This window comes from Acinetobacter sp. 22512, assembly GCF_052044755.1.
GTDB classification, from domain to species: Bacteria; Pseudomonadota; Gammaproteobacteria; order Pseudomonadales; family Moraxellaceae; genus Acinetobacter; species Acinetobacter pittii.
The window spans coordinates 1-14,089 of sequence record NZ_JBQENP010000026.1; the positions used below are offsets into that span (position 1 = coordinate 1).

At 33.7% G+C, this 14,089-nt stretch carries 21 protein-coding genes and 1 tRNA gene; 8 read left to right on the forward strand and 14 right to left on the reverse strand.

Annotation, left to right across the window (positions count from 1 at the left end; genetic code table 11):
- Positions 1 to 37: 37 nt before the first annotated feature.
- Complete coding sequence (locus ACTJJG_RS17485) at positions 38 to 286, forward strand: hypothetical protein (RefSeq protein ID WP_372552738.1); 249 nt, start codon at positions 38 to 40, stop codon at positions 284 to 286.
- A gap of 23 nt (positions 287 to 309) precedes the next feature.
- Here ACTJJG_RS17485 and ACTJJG_RS17490 read toward each other — a convergent pair whose 3' ends face one another.
- A complete protein-coding gene (locus ACTJJG_RS17490; RefSeq protein ID WP_039757583.1) occupies positions 310 to 732 on the reverse strand; it encodes a hypothetical protein in 423 nt (140 codons plus the stop codon).
- Between the two features lie 90 nt (positions 733 to 822).
- Entirely contained in the window at positions 823 to 948 is a 126-nt protein-coding gene (locus tag ACTJJG_RS17495) for a YHYH domain-containing protein (protein ID WP_134853824.1), read from the reverse strand.
- A gap of 154 nt (positions 949 to 1,102) precedes the next feature.
- On the opposite strand from ACTJJG_RS17495, the gene ACTJJG_RS17500 reads away from it, so the two are divergent.
- Positions 1,103 to 1,606, forward strand: a complete 504-nt coding sequence (locus tag ACTJJG_RS17500; protein WP_078220438.1) for an AAA family ATPase — start codon at positions 1,103 to 1,105, stop codon at positions 1,604 to 1,606.
- A gap of 261 nt (positions 1,607 to 1,867) precedes the next feature.
- Here ACTJJG_RS17500 and ACTJJG_RS17505 read toward each other — a convergent pair whose 3' ends face one another.
- Together ACTJJG_RS17505 and ACTJJG_RS17510 are read right to left on the reverse strand one after the other, a co-directional pair.
- Complete coding sequence (locus ACTJJG_RS17505) at positions 1,868 to 2,206, reverse strand: hypothetical protein (RefSeq protein ID WP_039757576.1); 339 nt, start codon at positions 2,204 to 2,206, stop codon at positions 1,868 to 1,870.
- Between the two features lie 284 nt (positions 2,207 to 2,490).
- Positions 2,491 to 3,258, reverse strand: a complete 768-nt coding sequence (locus ACTJJG_RS17510) for a class I SAM-dependent methyltransferase (RefSeq protein ID WP_057086024.1) — start codon at positions 3,256 to 3,258, stop codon at positions 2,491 to 2,493.
- 364 nt (positions 3,259 to 3,622) lie between these two features.
- On the opposite strand from ACTJJG_RS17510, the gene ACTJJG_RS17515 reads away from it, so the two are divergent.
- Both ACTJJG_RS17515 and ACTJJG_RS17520 read left to right on the forward strand, forming a co-directional pair.
- On the forward strand, positions 3,623 to 4,108 hold the full coding sequence (locus tag ACTJJG_RS17515) for an Lrp/AsnC family transcriptional regulator (protein WP_031944142.1): 486 nt from the start codon (positions 3,623 to 3,625) through the stop codon (positions 4,106 to 4,108).
- 178 nt (positions 4,109 to 4,286) lie between these two features.
- Positions 4,287 to 4,403: a hypothetical protein gene (locus ACTJJG_RS17520; RefSeq protein ID WP_002117441.1), complete on the forward strand. Its 117-nt coding sequence runs from the start codon at positions 4,287 to 4,289 to the stop codon at positions 4,401 to 4,403.
- A gap of 15 nt (positions 4,404 to 4,418) precedes the next feature.
- Here the strand turns inward: ACTJJG_RS17520 and ACTJJG_RS17525 are convergent, their stop codons facing one another.
- The 4 genes from ACTJJG_RS17525 to ACTJJG_RS17540 form a co-directional block, all read right to left on the reverse strand.
- A complete protein-coding gene (locus tag ACTJJG_RS17525; protein WP_017403101.1) occupies positions 4,419 to 5,228 on the reverse strand; it encodes a pyrroline-5-carboxylate reductase family protein in 810 nt (269 codons plus the stop codon).
- A 354-nt stretch (positions 5,229 to 5,582) separates the two neighbouring features.
- Positions 5,583 to 5,807: a hypothetical protein gene (locus ACTJJG_RS17530; protein WP_372552737.1), complete on the reverse strand. Its 225-nt coding sequence runs from the start codon at positions 5,805 to 5,807 to the stop codon at positions 5,583 to 5,585.
- A 222-nt stretch (positions 5,808 to 6,029) separates the two neighbouring features.
- The gene (locus ACTJJG_RS17535) at positions 6,030 to 6,245 is read right to left on the reverse strand and encodes a cold-shock protein (protein ID WP_005070223.1); all 216 of its coding nucleotides are present in this window, start codon (positions 6,243 to 6,245) and stop codon (positions 6,030 to 6,032) included.
- Positions 6,246 to 6,588: 343 nt separating this feature from the next.
- On the reverse strand, positions 6,589 to 7,521 hold the full coding sequence (locus ACTJJG_RS17540) for an LpxL/LpxP family acyltransferase (RefSeq protein WP_032056596.1): 933 nt from the start codon (positions 7,519 to 7,521) through the stop codon (positions 6,589 to 6,591).
- Between the two features lie 239 nt (positions 7,522 to 7,760).
- On the opposite strand from ACTJJG_RS17540, the gene ACTJJG_RS17545 reads away from it, so the two are divergent.
- Entirely contained in the window at positions 7,761 to 8,378 is a 618-nt protein-coding gene (locus ACTJJG_RS17545; RefSeq protein WP_017399418.1) for a LysE family translocator, read from the forward strand.
- A 96-nt stretch (positions 8,379 to 8,474) separates the two neighbouring features.
- Here ACTJJG_RS17545 and ACTJJG_RS17550 read toward each other — a convergent pair whose 3' ends face one another.
- From ACTJJG_RS17550 to ACTJJG_RS17560, 3 genes are all read right to left on the reverse strand, one after another.
- Positions 8,475 to 9,020: a glycoside hydrolase family 108 protein gene (locus ACTJJG_RS17550; RefSeq protein WP_032056598.1), complete on the reverse strand. Its 546-nt coding sequence runs from the start codon at positions 9,018 to 9,020 to the stop codon at positions 8,475 to 8,477.
- A gap of 30 nt (positions 9,021 to 9,050) precedes the next feature.
- On the reverse strand, positions 9,051 to 9,440 hold the full coding sequence (locus ACTJJG_RS17555; protein WP_002119864.1) for a hypothetical protein: 390 nt from the start codon (positions 9,438 to 9,440) through the stop codon (positions 9,051 to 9,053).
- Positions 9,441 to 9,649: 209 nt separating this feature from the next.
- Entirely contained in the window at positions 9,650 to 9,904 is a 255-nt protein-coding gene (locus ACTJJG_RS17560) for a hypothetical protein (RefSeq protein WP_002119927.1), read from the reverse strand.
- 672 nt (positions 9,905 to 10,576) lie between these two features.
- Here ACTJJG_RS17560 and ACTJJG_RS17565 point away from each other — a divergent pair.
- On the forward strand, positions 10,577 to 11,248 hold the full coding sequence (locus ACTJJG_RS17565) for an XRE family transcriptional regulator (protein ID WP_032056599.1): 672 nt from the start codon (positions 10,577 to 10,579) through the stop codon (positions 11,246 to 11,248).
- A gap of 151 nt (positions 11,249 to 11,399) precedes the next feature.
- On the opposite strand, the gene ACTJJG_RS17570 is transcribed toward ACTJJG_RS17565, so the two are convergent.
- On the reverse strand, positions 11,400 to 11,633 hold the full coding sequence (locus ACTJJG_RS17570) for a hypothetical protein (RefSeq protein WP_032056600.1): 234 nt from the start codon (positions 11,631 to 11,633) through the stop codon (positions 11,400 to 11,402).
- 175 nt (positions 11,634 to 11,808) lie between these two features.
- A tRNA-Met gene (locus ACTJJG_RS17575) sits at positions 11,809 to 11,885 on the reverse strand.
- A 255-nt stretch (positions 11,886 to 12,140) separates the two neighbouring features.
- Between ACTJJG_RS17575 and xseA the strand changes: the two genes are divergently transcribed.
- Together xseA and xseB are read left to right on the forward strand one after the other, a co-directional pair.
- On the forward strand, positions 12,141 to 13,406 hold the full coding sequence (xseA, locus tag ACTJJG_RS17580; protein ID WP_032056601.1) for an exodeoxyribonuclease VII large subunit: 1,266 nt from the start codon (positions 12,141 to 12,143) through the stop codon (positions 13,404 to 13,406).
- On the forward strand, positions 13,396 to 13,590 hold the full coding sequence (gene xseB, locus ACTJJG_RS17585; protein WP_032056603.1) for an exodeoxyribonuclease VII small subunit: 195 nt from the start codon (positions 13,396 to 13,398) through the stop codon (positions 13,588 to 13,590). Before xseA ends, xseB begins: the two co-directional genes overlap by 11 nt.
- 253 nt (positions 13,591 to 13,843) lie before the next feature.
- On the opposite strand, the gene ACTJJG_RS17590 is transcribed toward xseB, so the two are convergent.
- On the reverse strand, positions 13,844 to 14,062 hold the full coding sequence (locus ACTJJG_RS17590) for a hypothetical protein (protein ID WP_372552736.1): 219 nt from the start codon (positions 14,060 to 14,062) through the stop codon (positions 13,844 to 13,846).
- Between the last annotated feature and the right edge of the window lie 27 nt (positions 14,063 to 14,089).

The following is a 14,089-nucleotide window of genomic DNA, read 5'->3' on the forward strand; positions in this document are numbered from 1 at the left end:
CAGTTTTTAAAAACTGCTTAACTAACTGTCCAACTTTATGGGGTCAGATCATTCCGCCGCAGAGGGGGCACGCAGGGATGCCCACAAAAAAGAGAGACTTTTTCGTGTGCTTTGGGTATGCGGCCTGTCAAAGCCGACTGGCAATGTGGCCAGCAGGCAAAGGATAATCGGAGGGGTTTTAGGTGTCAATGTGATATTGGCTACAAATAAAGCTTTAAAAACATGTGTAAAAAGATTTATTAATATCTTAGAGAATGCTTTTATTTTTTTAGATTTTAAAATGTAAGTAAAACTTAAAAATGCACTTCGCTATATTAATTCATTAAGACTTTGAATACCGAGTTTTACGCCATAGCTACCTTCACTATCGTTATCAAGCCAACCACCATTAATTAAAGCTGGCACAGTCTTATTTATCACTTTACCAGCTAATAGTTTGGCATCATCCCTACTTAAATAGCCAACTGTTAAACCATTAATTTCAATTTTAACTGCGTTCTTGTCATAAGCATTAAAAGGTTCAGAGACAACTCTAGCCATTACTTCTACATATTTTGACTTTTCTTGCTTAGGCCCAGCAATCTTTCTTAAATTTGCTTGATAGGATTGCTCCCCAACAATATCAACCAAATAGACTATTGATCTTACACCAGTGATATTTTTCTTCTTATGCTTTTTACTTAATATTAAAAATAAAACCAATAAGCCAAATACTCCCAATATCATTTCCATTCTTTTTCCTCTTATTATTTATAAAAAATATAAAACTAAAGATATTAAAAAGAGTAAACCAGAAATCAGCTTACTCTTTTATACCCTTATTTAATGACAATGATGGTCACCAGTTTTACTATTCGTATGACATCCTTTAGAGTTTGTACCCCCAGAATGAGCATTAACCTGTGTAACTGCCAAACCGATTAAACAAATGAGTAAAAGTTTTTTCATGAGTTTATTTCCTTCAAGTCGGAATTATAATTGAGTTTTTATTGTACAAAATAAAATTTTTAAGCTTTGATAAAACAGATGAGTGACTTATAAACTTTAGTCTAGTTTCTATTTATAACCATTTTTTTGAAATATCCCTTTAAAAAGATAAACCATGAAAATTTGTATTGTAGGCCCTTCTGGCGCTGGTAAAACAACTATCACTAAGAAATTAGCTGATGAATTAAAGATTTCAACTTATGGGTTTGATGAAATCTACTGGAATATAAGTGGAACTGAGTTTGTAAAGAATTCGGAAGAAACAATCTCAAGTGGTACTCAAGAAATCGCCTTACAAGATAGCTGGATTGTAGAAGGAGCTTACGATAAACGCTTACTTCCATTACTTCTTGAATGCTCTTTAATTTTAAAAATGGAAGTTCCTTTTTATTTAAGAACAATAAGGCTTTTACAACGTTATTTAAAGTCTACTGTTACACGCAAGAAACCCAAAGAAACTCTAAAAAATACATTAGAGTTGATTCAGTTTTCACATAGTTTTGATAAACGTTTAGAAAAATTTCTGAGTAGTAATGCTCAACTCTCTAAAAAGACTATTCCTTTTAATAACTTTTCAAAAGCTATAAATATTATTCAGACTACTTTTAAAAACAATTAATTCATTTATGAAATCATGATGAAAGAACGGAGGTGGGTTGACAGACCAGTCATCTAGGAACTGGCACGCACTAAGCGTCCCGCCTCCGTTCTTTCGCAGAGAATAATGAGAGCGATTATATGTGTCAATGTGATATTAGGTGTATTTTTAAGATTTATTTTCTATTTTAATTGGTAGATTATATTTAGTGATACACCGATAAAATGGATAATTAAATCCACCTTATCGGCTTGCTAGAATCGGTTTTGAAAACCTTATTTTTTATTGTTTAATATACTTTGGAAACTCTTTTAAAACCTTATGGCAAAAGTGTCCCTGTGTATCCGCTTTCTTACGTTCTTCAAATTCCTTCATACCAAATTTCATAACCTCTCTACCGTATTTTTCACCAAGGTCATGTTTAGTACATTTTGCGGCAGCATCCTTTAACTCTTCTGAGTAATAGTGATAATTACAATCGAGCTGAGCACGGCTTAAAAAACCATGTAGCTCTACTGCTTTCTCACACTGTGTTTGCTCTAGAAGATTTCTAGACTCTTGAGCAGCATAAATTGATGTTGCTAAGAATAAAGTGAAAATCGTTACTAAAAAATTACGCATTATTTCCCCGACAAAGTTATTAAAAGTATTAGTGATAATATTGCGGGCGTATTAAATAATAATTATTTATAAGTGTCTATTAATAATAAAGAAAATGGGATAACCCTCATCTCTTTTGAATACTTAATCACCTTAATAAAATTGGGTGATTAATTTTTATCAAGTGAATGATATTAAATTTGTTTTATAACCATCTTTAATATTATTCGAGTTATTCGGAAAAAGAGTTTTAGTGATATTTAATCCATTTCTAATCTACTAAAACCCTTATTCATAACACTACGTTAAAACCCTAATTTCTTAAAGACAAAATAACCCACATGGCTTTCAAAGCTACCGTCATTTTGAATTTTGAAATACTTCTTAACAAGGTCAGATGAACCTTCCTGCAAATAACGTAAAGTTTTGATTTGATCTTCAGGCGTTTTCATGCGCTTTACCCAACTATCAAAATCTAACGAAAGTGTTTGTTTATCTAAACCCACCAAATCAAAGCCTGCATCTTCGATAAAATAGACCCACTCTTTCACACTATAGTTTCGTACATGACTTGGGTCTCGAATCGTTTCGATGGTCTGTAAAAAAGTATCTAATATAGACGAGCTAGAGCTAATAATGTCTACAAAAATAACAATACCATCTGGCTTAAGCACGCGGTTTACTTCTTTCATGGCAGTCGGAACATGTTGCCAGTGATGCGCAGAATATCGGCTAATGACCACATCAAACTGCTGATCACTAAAAGGCATGTCCTCAGCAATGCCCTGCTGCACAAAGATATTTTTTAATTTACGTTGGCTAGCCGTCTTAGACACGGTGTCTAACATTTCATGAGATAAATCGTAGGCAAAAACAAGGTCCGCATGCGGAGCAACATTGTAGGAAACATGCCCACCACCACAGCCTAAATCAAGGACTACAGCTTTTTCAATTTTCTGAATTTCATTAATAAATTTATTAAATTCAATACCTTCAGAATGAGCTTGGCTATTTAAATAGTCGAGAGATTTATTTTGATATTGTTTTTGATTTATATCATGCTGGGTGATCATAACCTTGCTCCTCCTTTGTAATGGAATTACATTAAAGGAAAATTTAGATAAAAAATAATGATTAGTTTTTCTTCAATTGATAAATAAAAGTTATTATTTAATTTGTTTTGATATGTCATGCCAATTAATAAAAATAGATTTAAAGATTAATAAGAAATCCGCAAAGAGCACTGTTTAGTCACCCTTACTGAAACAGTGCTCTTTGCTCCATCCCAACCTCTATCCAGAAAGGTTCGATGCATAGAAATAGTGTATGTACCTTTGACTCAAAATGTTTCCTGTATTTTTTAAAATTTTTAAACATTCACAGCATAAAAATAAAGTATATTAATTTTTATCAGAAGATTCTTCTTTGGTTTATATTTTGAACAGAACAGAATACACACTAGATCGTATAGATCGGAAAATTTTATCTGCATTACGTGGAAATGGCCGTTTAACCGTTGCTCAACTGGCCGAAGAAGTAGGGCTTTCATCTTCTCCATGCTGGACTCGACTGAAACGTCTGGAAACTTTAAAAATTATTGAAGGATATACGGTAAACGTAAACCAAAAAGCGATTGGCATTCATGAAGTCTTTTTTATTGAAATTACTTTAGAGCGCCATGATGACGAAATGCTAGAAAATTTCAGTGAAGCATTAGCAGATATACCTGAAGTAGTGGAAGCGCATCTAGTCACAGGTGACTATGATTATCTGGTTAAAGTAGCAGTCAAAGATGCTGACCATTACGAACGATTTTTAAGAAAAAAACTTTATTCAATTAAAGGAATACGCCACACCCGTTCGACCTTTGCCCTACGCCCTCTCAAATCTGCTAATACAGCCGATTTAATGCTAATTGAATAAAAAGGTTAAACGCTGACAGTTAAATCTTTAATTTATTGATTTTAAAATCTTTATTAAGGAAAAACCTAAAAAATATAACAGATGATAGCTCTGTTATATTTTTTTTAAAAAATTCTGTATCTATGATTACAGCCTTCACTTCTTCAAAATGTAATTAATCTGAATTGGAGGCATCGCCATGAACATTTTGAAGAAAAAAAATAAGGCCAGTTTTGTATTCTTTATTATTACTCTCTACTCGTTTATTGGGTTTGGCTTAGGCTTCGTTATTTGGGAATACTTTTTAAAGGCCTAGTTTGCTAAAGAAGCGCTAACTCACCTCAGTAATAATTTCTGAAGTGATTTCTTTACTACGATGATATGCGGCCTTCATAGCTAAACGTATATCATCAGATACATTTCCTAGCTCAAACATTCTGAGTGCTGATTCGGTAATCCCGTTAGCCAACGTCACCTTGCCACACAGATCCGCTGGCGGGACATTACTTTTACGGACCATTTCAACTGCGCCACTAGCCGCTTGGAGTGCTAAATCTAGAGCAAATTGTTTATCAAGTCCTAAAGAAACCCCTGTCTTTATCATGCTGTCTAAAATATAGAAAAAGTAAGCTGGCCCCGAACCAGACAAAGCAATAATTGCGTCTGACTGCGTTTCAGACGGCGCCCAAAAAGTCTGACCCGTTGCAGAGTACAGCATTTCGATTAGGTCTTTATCAAGCTGGTCCATTTGCTCTGAAGCAATAAGCACATGTGTCCCCGTATGCGTCAGCACAGGCGGATTTGAAATTACACGAACAATTTTTTTCGAACCCGTAAAACGAGTCAAGTTTGCAATATCTACTCCCGCCATCATAGAAACTATAATTTTACTAGCTAACCATTTTTTTAGCGGTATAAGTGTCTCTTTTAACTGTTTAGGCTCAAGTAGTAAAACAACAATTTCAGCTTTTTTTAGTCCATTTTCCTTTTGCTTTAAAGCATTTGTATCATTAATCTTTTTCTCTTCAATGAGGTGTATTTTTTCTTTTTTAAATCCTTTTAAAACCAACCCTCCTATTAACGCTAAAGCTAGATTACTACTGCCAATAAAACAAATATTAGGTTGTACTGCACTTAACATTTAAAATGTTTTCCTTTCTTAAGAGAGGTTTATAACAACAAATATTATCTATAATTTAATTATGTATATTGAATTAATGATGACCGTCTGAATAAAGAACCCACTTTAATAAGATATATTATTAAAGTGGGTTTTGTTTTATTCGCGCAATAAATAAAACAACTTTAGATTAAGCCTAATGTATTACTATTGTTAGTAAATACCACAAAAAAAATGTTAAGCTGTGTAACATATACAAGAGTATTGTAAAAAATTCTGTAACGAATTCTATTAAGCTAATATAAAAAATATCTATTACTTAATAAGAAAATCTTTAAACCAAATTAAGGCACGGAAGTGTTCTAGTTCAAACAACTAAAGAGTTTCTTCCTTATTCGCTAAAATTCTCTCGGCTTTTCTGATTGCCTGTTGTAAATCAATATCTTCGCACACCCAAAAGGTAAAAATTTTTCCAAATAAGTGGAAATGCTGTTTAACATACTGAGAGCTATTGTCTGAATAGTGCTCTTCTATCTTAAAAACATCATTATGATTTTCTATCTTTTGACCGTCTAAAATACCGCCAATACAAATATCCATTTTAGTACCATACACCTAATTACTTATATTTTAACAAAAAATTTAGAAGCACTTTTAAGAGAATATTTTTATTCTGCTTTTTATTTTTAAAGATAAGTTTAATTAAAACTTATAAAAAACCCACAAGATAGAGTGGGTTTTTAAACTCTTCTAAAGCGCTTTAGCCTTAAACACATTCTATTTAAATAATATATTTAAAACAACTCTAGTCGCTCTATGAAATTATGAATTCTGAAGAATCACAATATTTGAAGCTTGTGGGCCTTTTTTACCCTGTACTACAGTAAACTCAACACGTTGGCCTTCTAAGAGAACCTTAAAACCTTGTGTTTGAATATCGGTAAAATGAGCGAAAATATCCTTACCTTCATCAGCCGCAATAAAACCAAAACCTTTAGTTTCATTGAACCATTTTACTGTACCAGTAGAAGTAGACATATATTTATCCTAAATTTTAAAATATTATAACTTATTATTGGGGAAACCAATTTAACTAAAAAATAGACGTGAAAACTTAAATATCTGAATGAACCGAAGACTTATAAATAAAACTGCGAAATAGAAATTTATGATGACAAGAATATTTTGTTAGTTATGCTCGACTATACACGCTTCAAAATCATTTGCAATCGATATTCAAAATAATTAAAGCAAGAAAAATTCTATACTGCTGGTTCTACATCTTTCATCTTGATTTGATTAAAGATCCTTTCAATTAAAAATCTAATATTCTATATTTTAATTGAAAGAAGTACTTTTAATTCTTGAGTTACTGACGCCATTAATAGAATTTCTGTTCACCAGCAGGACGTGTTTTAAAGCGTCGATGAAACCACATGTATTGTGTAGGGGCAATGCGAATTTGGTTTTCAATAATCTTGTTTACCCTTTCAGCGTCACTGACTTCACAGCCACTCGGGAAATTTTCTAATTTAGGTTCTACTAAAACATGATATTGCGGATTACGAATATCACCACTACGGTAAAAATATAAAGGCACGGCTGCTGCTTTTGAGATATCCATTAGTCTGCGATGCGCTGTAACGGTAGCTGCCTGAATACCGAAAAATGATGCCATTACGCCTTGTTTTAAGCCAAAATCCTGATCTGGGCTATACCATATCGCATGCCCATGTTTAAGGTTTTGTATGAGTCCACGCATGTTGTCTCGAGCAATTTGGTTTTTATACACTCGCGCACGACTACGATGAATCAGAAAATCTAAAAACGGATTGTTTTGAGGTCGGTAAACCACGTCCATATTAAAGAATAAAGTACACGCCGCTCCACCTGCATCTAAAAGCGTACTGTGGGTACCTAATAAAAGTACGCCATTTTCCTGATTATTGGTTAAATTTTCTAAACCATCTATGTGAACACGACTTTTAAACCAATTTGGGCAATACCAAGCATTTAAAGCTTCAAATACACCCGTTAAAGTATCAACAAAAACCTGTTTAGCTTTTGCCTCAATTTGCAAAGGTGTTTTTTCTGGGAAACATGCTTGTAAATTACGTAGTGTAGTTTTTCTTCGAGAACTTAAAGATTTCCACGCTATTTTTGATAGTAAGTCAGCAAGGCGCCATTGAATAGCCCAAGGTAACATCGCAAATAACATTAGAATAAAAGCTAAAAACCATATACCCCAATATTTAAACGCTAAAAAGGAAAATTGAAACTCGCCAGATTTAAACTGCCGTTCATTTTTCGTCATACTATAGATTTCTTGAGGTATAGACTTAGTATACTAACATGCTCAATTTTTAACGTTGTGTGTTTATGTTGCTTTCACTTTTATAGTTTTATATGCCCTATTTATTTATACAAATCTATATTTTAAATATTTAATCTATGTAAGACTTAAATATACATAACCTTCTGTATACAACGATTATTTTCTCATTTAAAGTAACCGCACAATCTTGCCTCAATTGATAAATAGGATATATCAGCGTGAGCGGTCTTTTAGTATTTATAACAATAGCATTTCTTACCCTATTAAGCCCAGGACCGGGAGTTTTATTTACTGTCACAAATTCAATTAACTATGGTGTTAAAACTGCTTTGTTTGGAATAAGTGGTTTAATTATTGGTATGTTTGTGATTGCTGTAATTTCTGCCAGCGGTGTAGGACTTATTATTACTAGTAACCCTACTATTTTTACGGTTTTAAAATTTATTGGTGCATTTTATTTAATGTATCTCGGATATAAAAACTTTACTAAAAAACTTGCAACCCAAGAGTTAATGACCGATCAACAAAAAGATAAAGCTGTAAGTAAATCTAAATTGTTTTATCAGGGCCTATTCGCATCTTTGCTTAATCCTAAAACAATCGTATTTTTTATCGCACTCTTCCCTCAATTTATTGATATCAAGAAAGAGATTTTAAATCAATTTTTAATTCTTTCTTTAACCTTTTGTTTTATTGGTTTTTTAATTCATTTAGTTTACGCAAACTTCTCTTCAATTTTTAAAGAGAAAATGTTAGCTGGAAATAATTTCACGATACTCAATAAAATTAGTGGTGCTATTTTCTTTCTACTTGCCATTTTACTTATCGCACAATAAAGCATTGCTCGACCTATTATTTGTTAAAAAGCCTTAACTCATGGTTAGGCTTTTTAACTCATTAGATCTTTAAGCATGTTCTTTTCTAATACATTTTTAGAGTGTTACTCTGTTTAATATCCAACCATAAAAGAAATCTTCGTAGTTAGGGTTGTTCTCGGTAATTTCAATATAATGCTGCCCTTGCATAATATTTAAAATGCGCACGAGTACTTTTTCACCCTCTTTATTACGTCTATTTAAGTACGTAGCCAGTGCTTGCAAAGTAAGAGGTCCGTACTGGCCATCTACCACAAGATTTGACCAACCTTCCTTCCCCTGCTTATTCAGCAGATTTAAAGCACGTTGTAATAAAGGCTTTGTAAAATTGATGCCACAATTTATAGCTGTATCCAGTAACTCTTCTGCAATAGCTGGGCTAATCGCATTAATCTGGTCAAACTGTGGTTCAAGCCAGTATTTTTGCTTATAAATAGATTTGGCGACACTTAAGGGCAAGTCTTGCATGTTGCCTTGATATCCGTTCGATCGAGCGACTGCTTCTGTAATGCCAAATTTAGTCGCATGGCCATGATCTGATGGATGGTTAACATATCCGCCTTCTCGGCTGATAACTTTTTCTAAGTATTGATCAATATTCATTTTATTCTACCTTTATATTTAAAGCTGTCTTTAGCTATTTTGGAGATCATCTTTTGCTTTTTTTAGGTCTTTAATGACCTCTACAATCGTTTTACCTTCTTGTTTATTGATGAAGTTAAATATCCATCTCACAATAGCCCAGCCCGGTAAACCACAGATGAAGAAAAATCCAGATAGGGTGATCATTCCCCAAATATCGGATACCCATTCATGCAGGTTCCATTTCATAATAATGAATGAGCCGCCTGTCAGGCTTGAAACTACTGTACAGATGAGAGCAACAATCCATTCTTGTGGAGAACGAGGAAAACGCATCATCAATACAACTGCGACAACTAAGCTGACTGCCAAAGCCACCATAATTGCAATACTATAAAAATTTAAAAATGTGGCTAACCCACTGCTAGAAACTGTTTCCATGACTTTGTCCTGCGCTAAAGGGTAAAACTTGAAAACTCATCACGTTGACCAGCTTGTGGTTTTCAATGTTTATTAATTCCTTCGTTTTCTTTATTACAGTCAATAAAAAACACTAACGCTTTAAAGCAGCGCTAAATTGCAAGACGAACTTATCCTTGACCCCATTTATTTCAGGGGTCCGAGAAAGAATGTTTGTATGCTAAAGCCTGTTAGTGTGCACCGTTTAAGGCTTGTTCAATCAACTCAATCACTGTGATTGCACCAATCGCTTTTTGCATAGAGACTTGATCATCGAATTCGAATGCGTCATCTTCAAGCTCATTTACAATCTGCTTGGCCTCCTCAAGTGCCCTTTTTATTTTTTGTACCTTATATTTGTTTACGTCTTTGGCAATTGTCGGGATATACCCTCCACGTTTTGCATTTTTAAGTTGTTTAGCTCTGTTCTGCATTGCTGTAGTCATTCACTATCTCCAACTCAATGTACTCGTTAGTAAGGCGTCTTTATCGTTTGTTATTCTTGAGGTTTTGATACATTCTTTGAGCAATATAGCTAAGCTATGACTACAAATGTGTGTTCAAAACGTTTCATCTGGTACAACAATCATAAAGAGCCCAACTATATGCAATTAAGCCACTAATTTATAAACAAATATTTCCTTTTCTAAAAATGTAAAAAAGTATTAAATTTTGTGGATTTAAGCTTTTTACACGCCTTAATTTTTTGACCAAAAAGTTCATATAAAGCTTTGCCGTATATCGGAAACTTTTGTTAGGTCTCACAATCTTTGTTAAATTCTTCATGTTCTTGATACCCTTTATCGACGAACATTAAGCCTGATCCACGGAATCGGGCTTTTTTTATTCCAATTTTTGTTTTGATAGCCTGTTTGCAAATAATAATTGAGCTATCTCCCTTTTATTCTGCTACCTGTAGAAACAAAATAAATTTAGCTTCCATCTCAAAGCTTTGATAAAGCGATAAATAGTGACTTAGGTACCATTTAAATTTTCTCTATTCATCTTGAGATATAACTGATATTATAACTATAGTTATTATTAGTCAATAACTATAGTTGTTTTACTCTATATAACTTAAGTTATATATTTGTTATAAGTTTACTGGTGTAACCATTATGGCTCTTAAAGACCGTTTAAAAGACTCTAGAATTAAAGCCAAAAAAACTCAGGCTGAAGTGGCAGAAGCTGTAAAGATGTCGCAACCTGCCTATCAGGCTTTAGAGTCAGGGAAAAATTTAAAATCTGCATTTCTTCCTTTAATTGCTCAATTTTTAGGAGTGGATGGTTATTGGTTAACGACAGGGAATACTGAAGATTCTTTTAGAGAAAGTGATGTATTTAGCCCGACTGTAGTAAGTGCAGAAGCTACCGATCAATATGTCTGGATTGAAGTTGTAGAAGCTAACTTTTCTTGCGGGACAGGTGAATCTATTGAATTTCACTTTGATGCTATTAATGGAAAAATTCCATTCCCTGCTTCATTCTTTAAAGAAAAACGCGTTGCTCAAGAATGCATGCGTATTATTAAAGCTAAAGGCGATAGCATGACCGACTACATTAAAGACGGAGATTTGGTGGGTATTGATATCTCTCAAACAGAAGTCATTGATGGCGAGATTTATGCGGTTTACTTTGCTGGCGAAGGAATGATTAAACAGATTTTTAAAGAGGCAGATGGCTCTTTAATTTTGCATAGCTTAAATGAAAAATTTAGAGACCGACGTGTAACAGAAGAGAACGGTAAAAACTTTAAGGTTATGGGCCGCCAGTTTTGGCGAGCAGGTTAATTTAGTTATTAAATATAATTAAAATAATAATACGAGCGTTTTAATCATTTCAGCTTTTTTATAACTTTAATTATTTATATAACCTGTAGACATAAAAAAACCTATCTCCTTTAAAAGAGATAGGTTCTCTCGCTTTATTACCATGGTTTTATCAACAATATGTATTTAAACGATAAAGTTGATTAAACCCGGTATAGAAGCTTTTACCATCTTGGTTTAACTCAATTTCTTCACCAGATTGAAGTTGAATTTTTTTACCAACTTCGACCCAACGATATCCAACGAGAGAGTTTTGTTTACGCACGTGAGGAACAATCCTCACATTAATTTCGTTGCCATTTACGGCTGTGGCAATGTGCCACTCATTTACTATATTCACAATCATTCACTCATCACTGAGCTCATGTGATTTTACGGTATGTAATTAGAACGCTAGATTTAGGGTATGGACAGTTCGTCTAGAATTTAATATTTAGCTTTATATAGGGTTATTTATAAGCTAATTGCTTTTCATAATTTTCGTATTATGAAAAGTGGTACATCACAGAGCATAATATTTTTGGATGCGGGAGTCGGATTTGAACCAACGACCTTCGGGTTATGAGCCCGACGAGCTACCAGACTGCTCCACCCCGCAATTGGAAGTAAGCTTTATACGCTCATATATTTTATAAAGCAAACTTTATTTTTTAATCGGTTGTAATTATTAACAATTCTCTTTTTATTATTTTTTCATTTTAACCATTCAGTCTAAATTCACTTATCAATTTCAATTTTTAATTCTTTAAATTGTTGTATTTATTTTTAATAGAACCCGATATTCATAGACAACAATTGCCTTGGTTGGATGGCTTTTATACTATCTAGATTGGTCCTTTAATTTTTAGTTCGTATGTCTGAACCTCAGTTTTCCCTTAGTGAATATCTCGGCACAGTTCAGGAAGTCATACGTGTGGCTTTTGATGAGCCAGTTTGGGTAAAAGCAGAAATTCGAAATTTAAATATTAAGGGCGGCCATTACTATTTAGAACTTGCAGAAAAAGATGCAGAGACTGATAAAGTCATTGCCAGCTGTAAAGCCACGATCTGGAAATTTTCAGCGAGTAAAATTGTTTTAAAGTTTGAACGTGAAACTGGTATTGAGATTTCGAGCGACTTAAATGTACTCATCAAAATTAGAGCACGTTTTGATCCTCAATATGGATTTTCGGTCAACATCGAAGAGATTGACTCAAGCTTTACGTTGGGTGAAATTGCTAAACGTTATCAGCAAATTATTGAACGACTTACTCAAGAAGGTTTAATCCATAAAAATAAACTTCTTCCCACTCCTTTTGATATTCAAAATGTTTTAGTCATTGCTCCTCAAAATGCTGCGGGCCTTGGTGACTTTAAAAAAGATGCAGATGCACTTGAGCGAAATGGGGTTTGCCATTTTGTGTATCAGACCGCTACTTTTCAAGGAAACACGGCTGCAACTAGTTTGATTGAATCTTTAGGTTCAGGTTTAAGACAATGGGCCAGTACATTTAACTTTCCACCTGATTTGATTGTGATTATTCGCGGTGGTGGATCGGTGAATGATTTAGCTTATTTAAATGATTATGAACTTGCCGCCCTACTTTGCAAACGCAGTGTACCGATTTGGGTAGGTATTGGTCATGAAAAAGACCGTACTATTCTTGATGAAATTGCCCATCGCTCATTTGATACACCAAGTAAAGTGATTGCTGGCATCCGAAACCACATTGTTGAACGCGTCCAAGAAGCTGTAGATAGCCTACAAACGATTAAGCTACTTTCTCAGCATCAAATCACAACCTATCAAAGCAAAAATGATCAACTGCTTCATCACATTAAGTCATCCGCACAGAGTCAACTTAGCTCAGCGCATCGTTTGCTTGATCAGATGAAAGAACGTATTCAATTTAGCTCACAGCAACAAGTTAAATTTTCATTAGCCCAAATCGAATCTTTGATGAAAGAAATCCTTTTGCAAAACCCAAAACAGGTTCAGGCCAAAGGCTATGCAATTGTTAGATCAGAAGGAAAAGCGATTCGCTCTATACATCAAATTTCAAGCCCCGCCATTGCTATTGAGATGCAAGATGGTGTGCTTGAAGCCAACATTACGCAGGTAATTCCAAATGAAGAATGAAGAGTTAACGTTTAAAGATGGTCATGACATTTTGAGGAAAAATGCCGAATTATTAGAATCTCAAGAAAGCCCGGATATCGATAATTTAATGAAAATTGTTGAAGAATCTATTACGGCTTATAAAGCGTGTAAATCACGTATTGAAGCCGTTCAACAGGCTTTAGATGAGACATTTAAAGAATAAAAAAAGCCCACTCCTACTTCTCATTGAAGGAATGGGCTTAGTGAAATCCACTTAATCCTGAAATGCAAAAATGTGGATTAGGTCACATTTTTACACAGGCATAGTCCCATAACCATTTTAGATGTTCAATATTTTAATTGTGTCTATACGTTAGTTTGACTTAATTTTCACCATCTCTTAACTAAATGACTTCTAGTAAGACCATACGAAACACAAACTCTGCTCATGGTTATTGTTAAATTTAATTTAAAAGTTATTCCTCACTGAATGGACCAATTAACTGATAAATTTTGCCGTCTTTAGGGTTTTCATAGAGCAAATCCATATTGGGTAAAATAATATCGTCATTAATTTCAATATGTTCAACACTTTTATGAAGTTCGAACGCGTGATCATTCATTGGTCTAACTTTTGCCAAAGCAATTGATTCTTTATCAAACTGGTCCTTGATAATTACTTTTAATCTTGTCATGAAAATCTCCTGAAAATTAAATTTTTT

Coding starts and splice junctions, on each gene's coding strand:
- ACTJJG_RS17485 (WP_372552738.1), top strand. CDS start 38: ATGGGGTCAGATCATTCCGCCGCAGAGGGGGCACGCAGGGATGCCCAC.
- ACTJJG_RS17490 (WP_039757583.1), bottom strand. CDS start 732: ATGGAAATGATATTGGGAGTATTTGGCTTATTGGTTTTATTTTTAATA.
- ACTJJG_RS17495 (WP_134853824.1), bottom strand. CDS start 948: ATGAAAAAACTTTTACTCATTTGTTTAATCGGTTTGGCAGTTACACAG.
- ACTJJG_RS17500 (WP_078220438.1), top strand. CDS start 1,103: ATGAAAATTTGTATTGTAGGCCCTTCTGGCGCTGGTAAAACAACTATC.
- ACTJJG_RS17505 (WP_039757576.1), bottom strand. CDS start 2,206: ATGCGTAATTTTTTAGTAACGATTTTCACTTTATTCTTAGCAACATCA.
- ACTJJG_RS17510 (WP_057086024.1), bottom strand. CDS start 3,258: ATGATCACCCAGCATGATATAAATCAAAAACAATATCAAAATAAATCT.
- ACTJJG_RS17520 (WP_002117441.1), top strand. CDS start 4,287: ATGAACATTTTGAAGAAAAAAAATAAGGCCAGTTTTGTATTCTTTATT.
- ACTJJG_RS17525 (WP_017403101.1), bottom strand. CDS start 5,228: ATGTTAAGTGCAGTACAACCTAATATTTGTTTTATTGGCAGTAGTAAT.
- ACTJJG_RS17530 (WP_372552737.1), bottom strand. CDS start 5,807: ATGGATATTTGTATTGGCGGTATTTTAGACGGTCAAAAGATAGAAAAT.
- ACTJJG_RS17535 (WP_005070223.1), bottom strand. CDS start 6,245: ATGTCTACTTCTACTGGTACAGTAAAATGGTTCAATGAAACTAAAGGT.
- ACTJJG_RS17540 (WP_032056596.1), bottom strand. CDS start 7,521: ATGACGAAAAATGAACGGCAGTTTAAATCTGGCGAGTTTCAATTTTCC.
- ACTJJG_RS17550 (WP_032056598.1), bottom strand. CDS start 9,020: ATGAATATTGATCAATACTTAGAAAAAGTTATCAGCCGAGAAGGCGGA.
- ACTJJG_RS17555 (WP_002119864.1), bottom strand. CDS start 9,440: ATGGAAACAGTTTCTAGCAGTGGGTTAGCCACATTTTTAAATTTTTAT.
- ACTJJG_RS17560 (WP_002119927.1), bottom strand. CDS start 9,904: ATGACTACAGCAATGCAGAACAGAGCTAAACAACTTAAAAATGCAAAA.
- ACTJJG_RS17565 (WP_032056599.1), top strand. CDS start 10,577: ATGGCTCTTAAAGACCGTTTAAAAGACTCTAGAATTAAAGCCAAAAAA.
- ACTJJG_RS17570 (WP_032056600.1), bottom strand. CDS start 11,633: ATGATTGTGAATATAGTAAATGAGTGGCACATTGCCACAGCCGTAAAT.
- xseA (WP_032056601.1), top strand. CDS start 12,141: ATGTCTGAACCTCAGTTTTCCCTTAGTGAATATCTCGGCACAGTTCAG.
- xseB (WP_032056603.1), top strand. CDS start 13,396: ATGAAGAATGAAGAGTTAACGTTTAAAGATGGTCATGACATTTTGAGG.
- ACTJJG_RS17590 (WP_372552736.1), bottom strand. CDS start 14,062: ATGACAAGATTAAAAGTAATTATCAAGGACCAGTTTGATAAAGAATCA.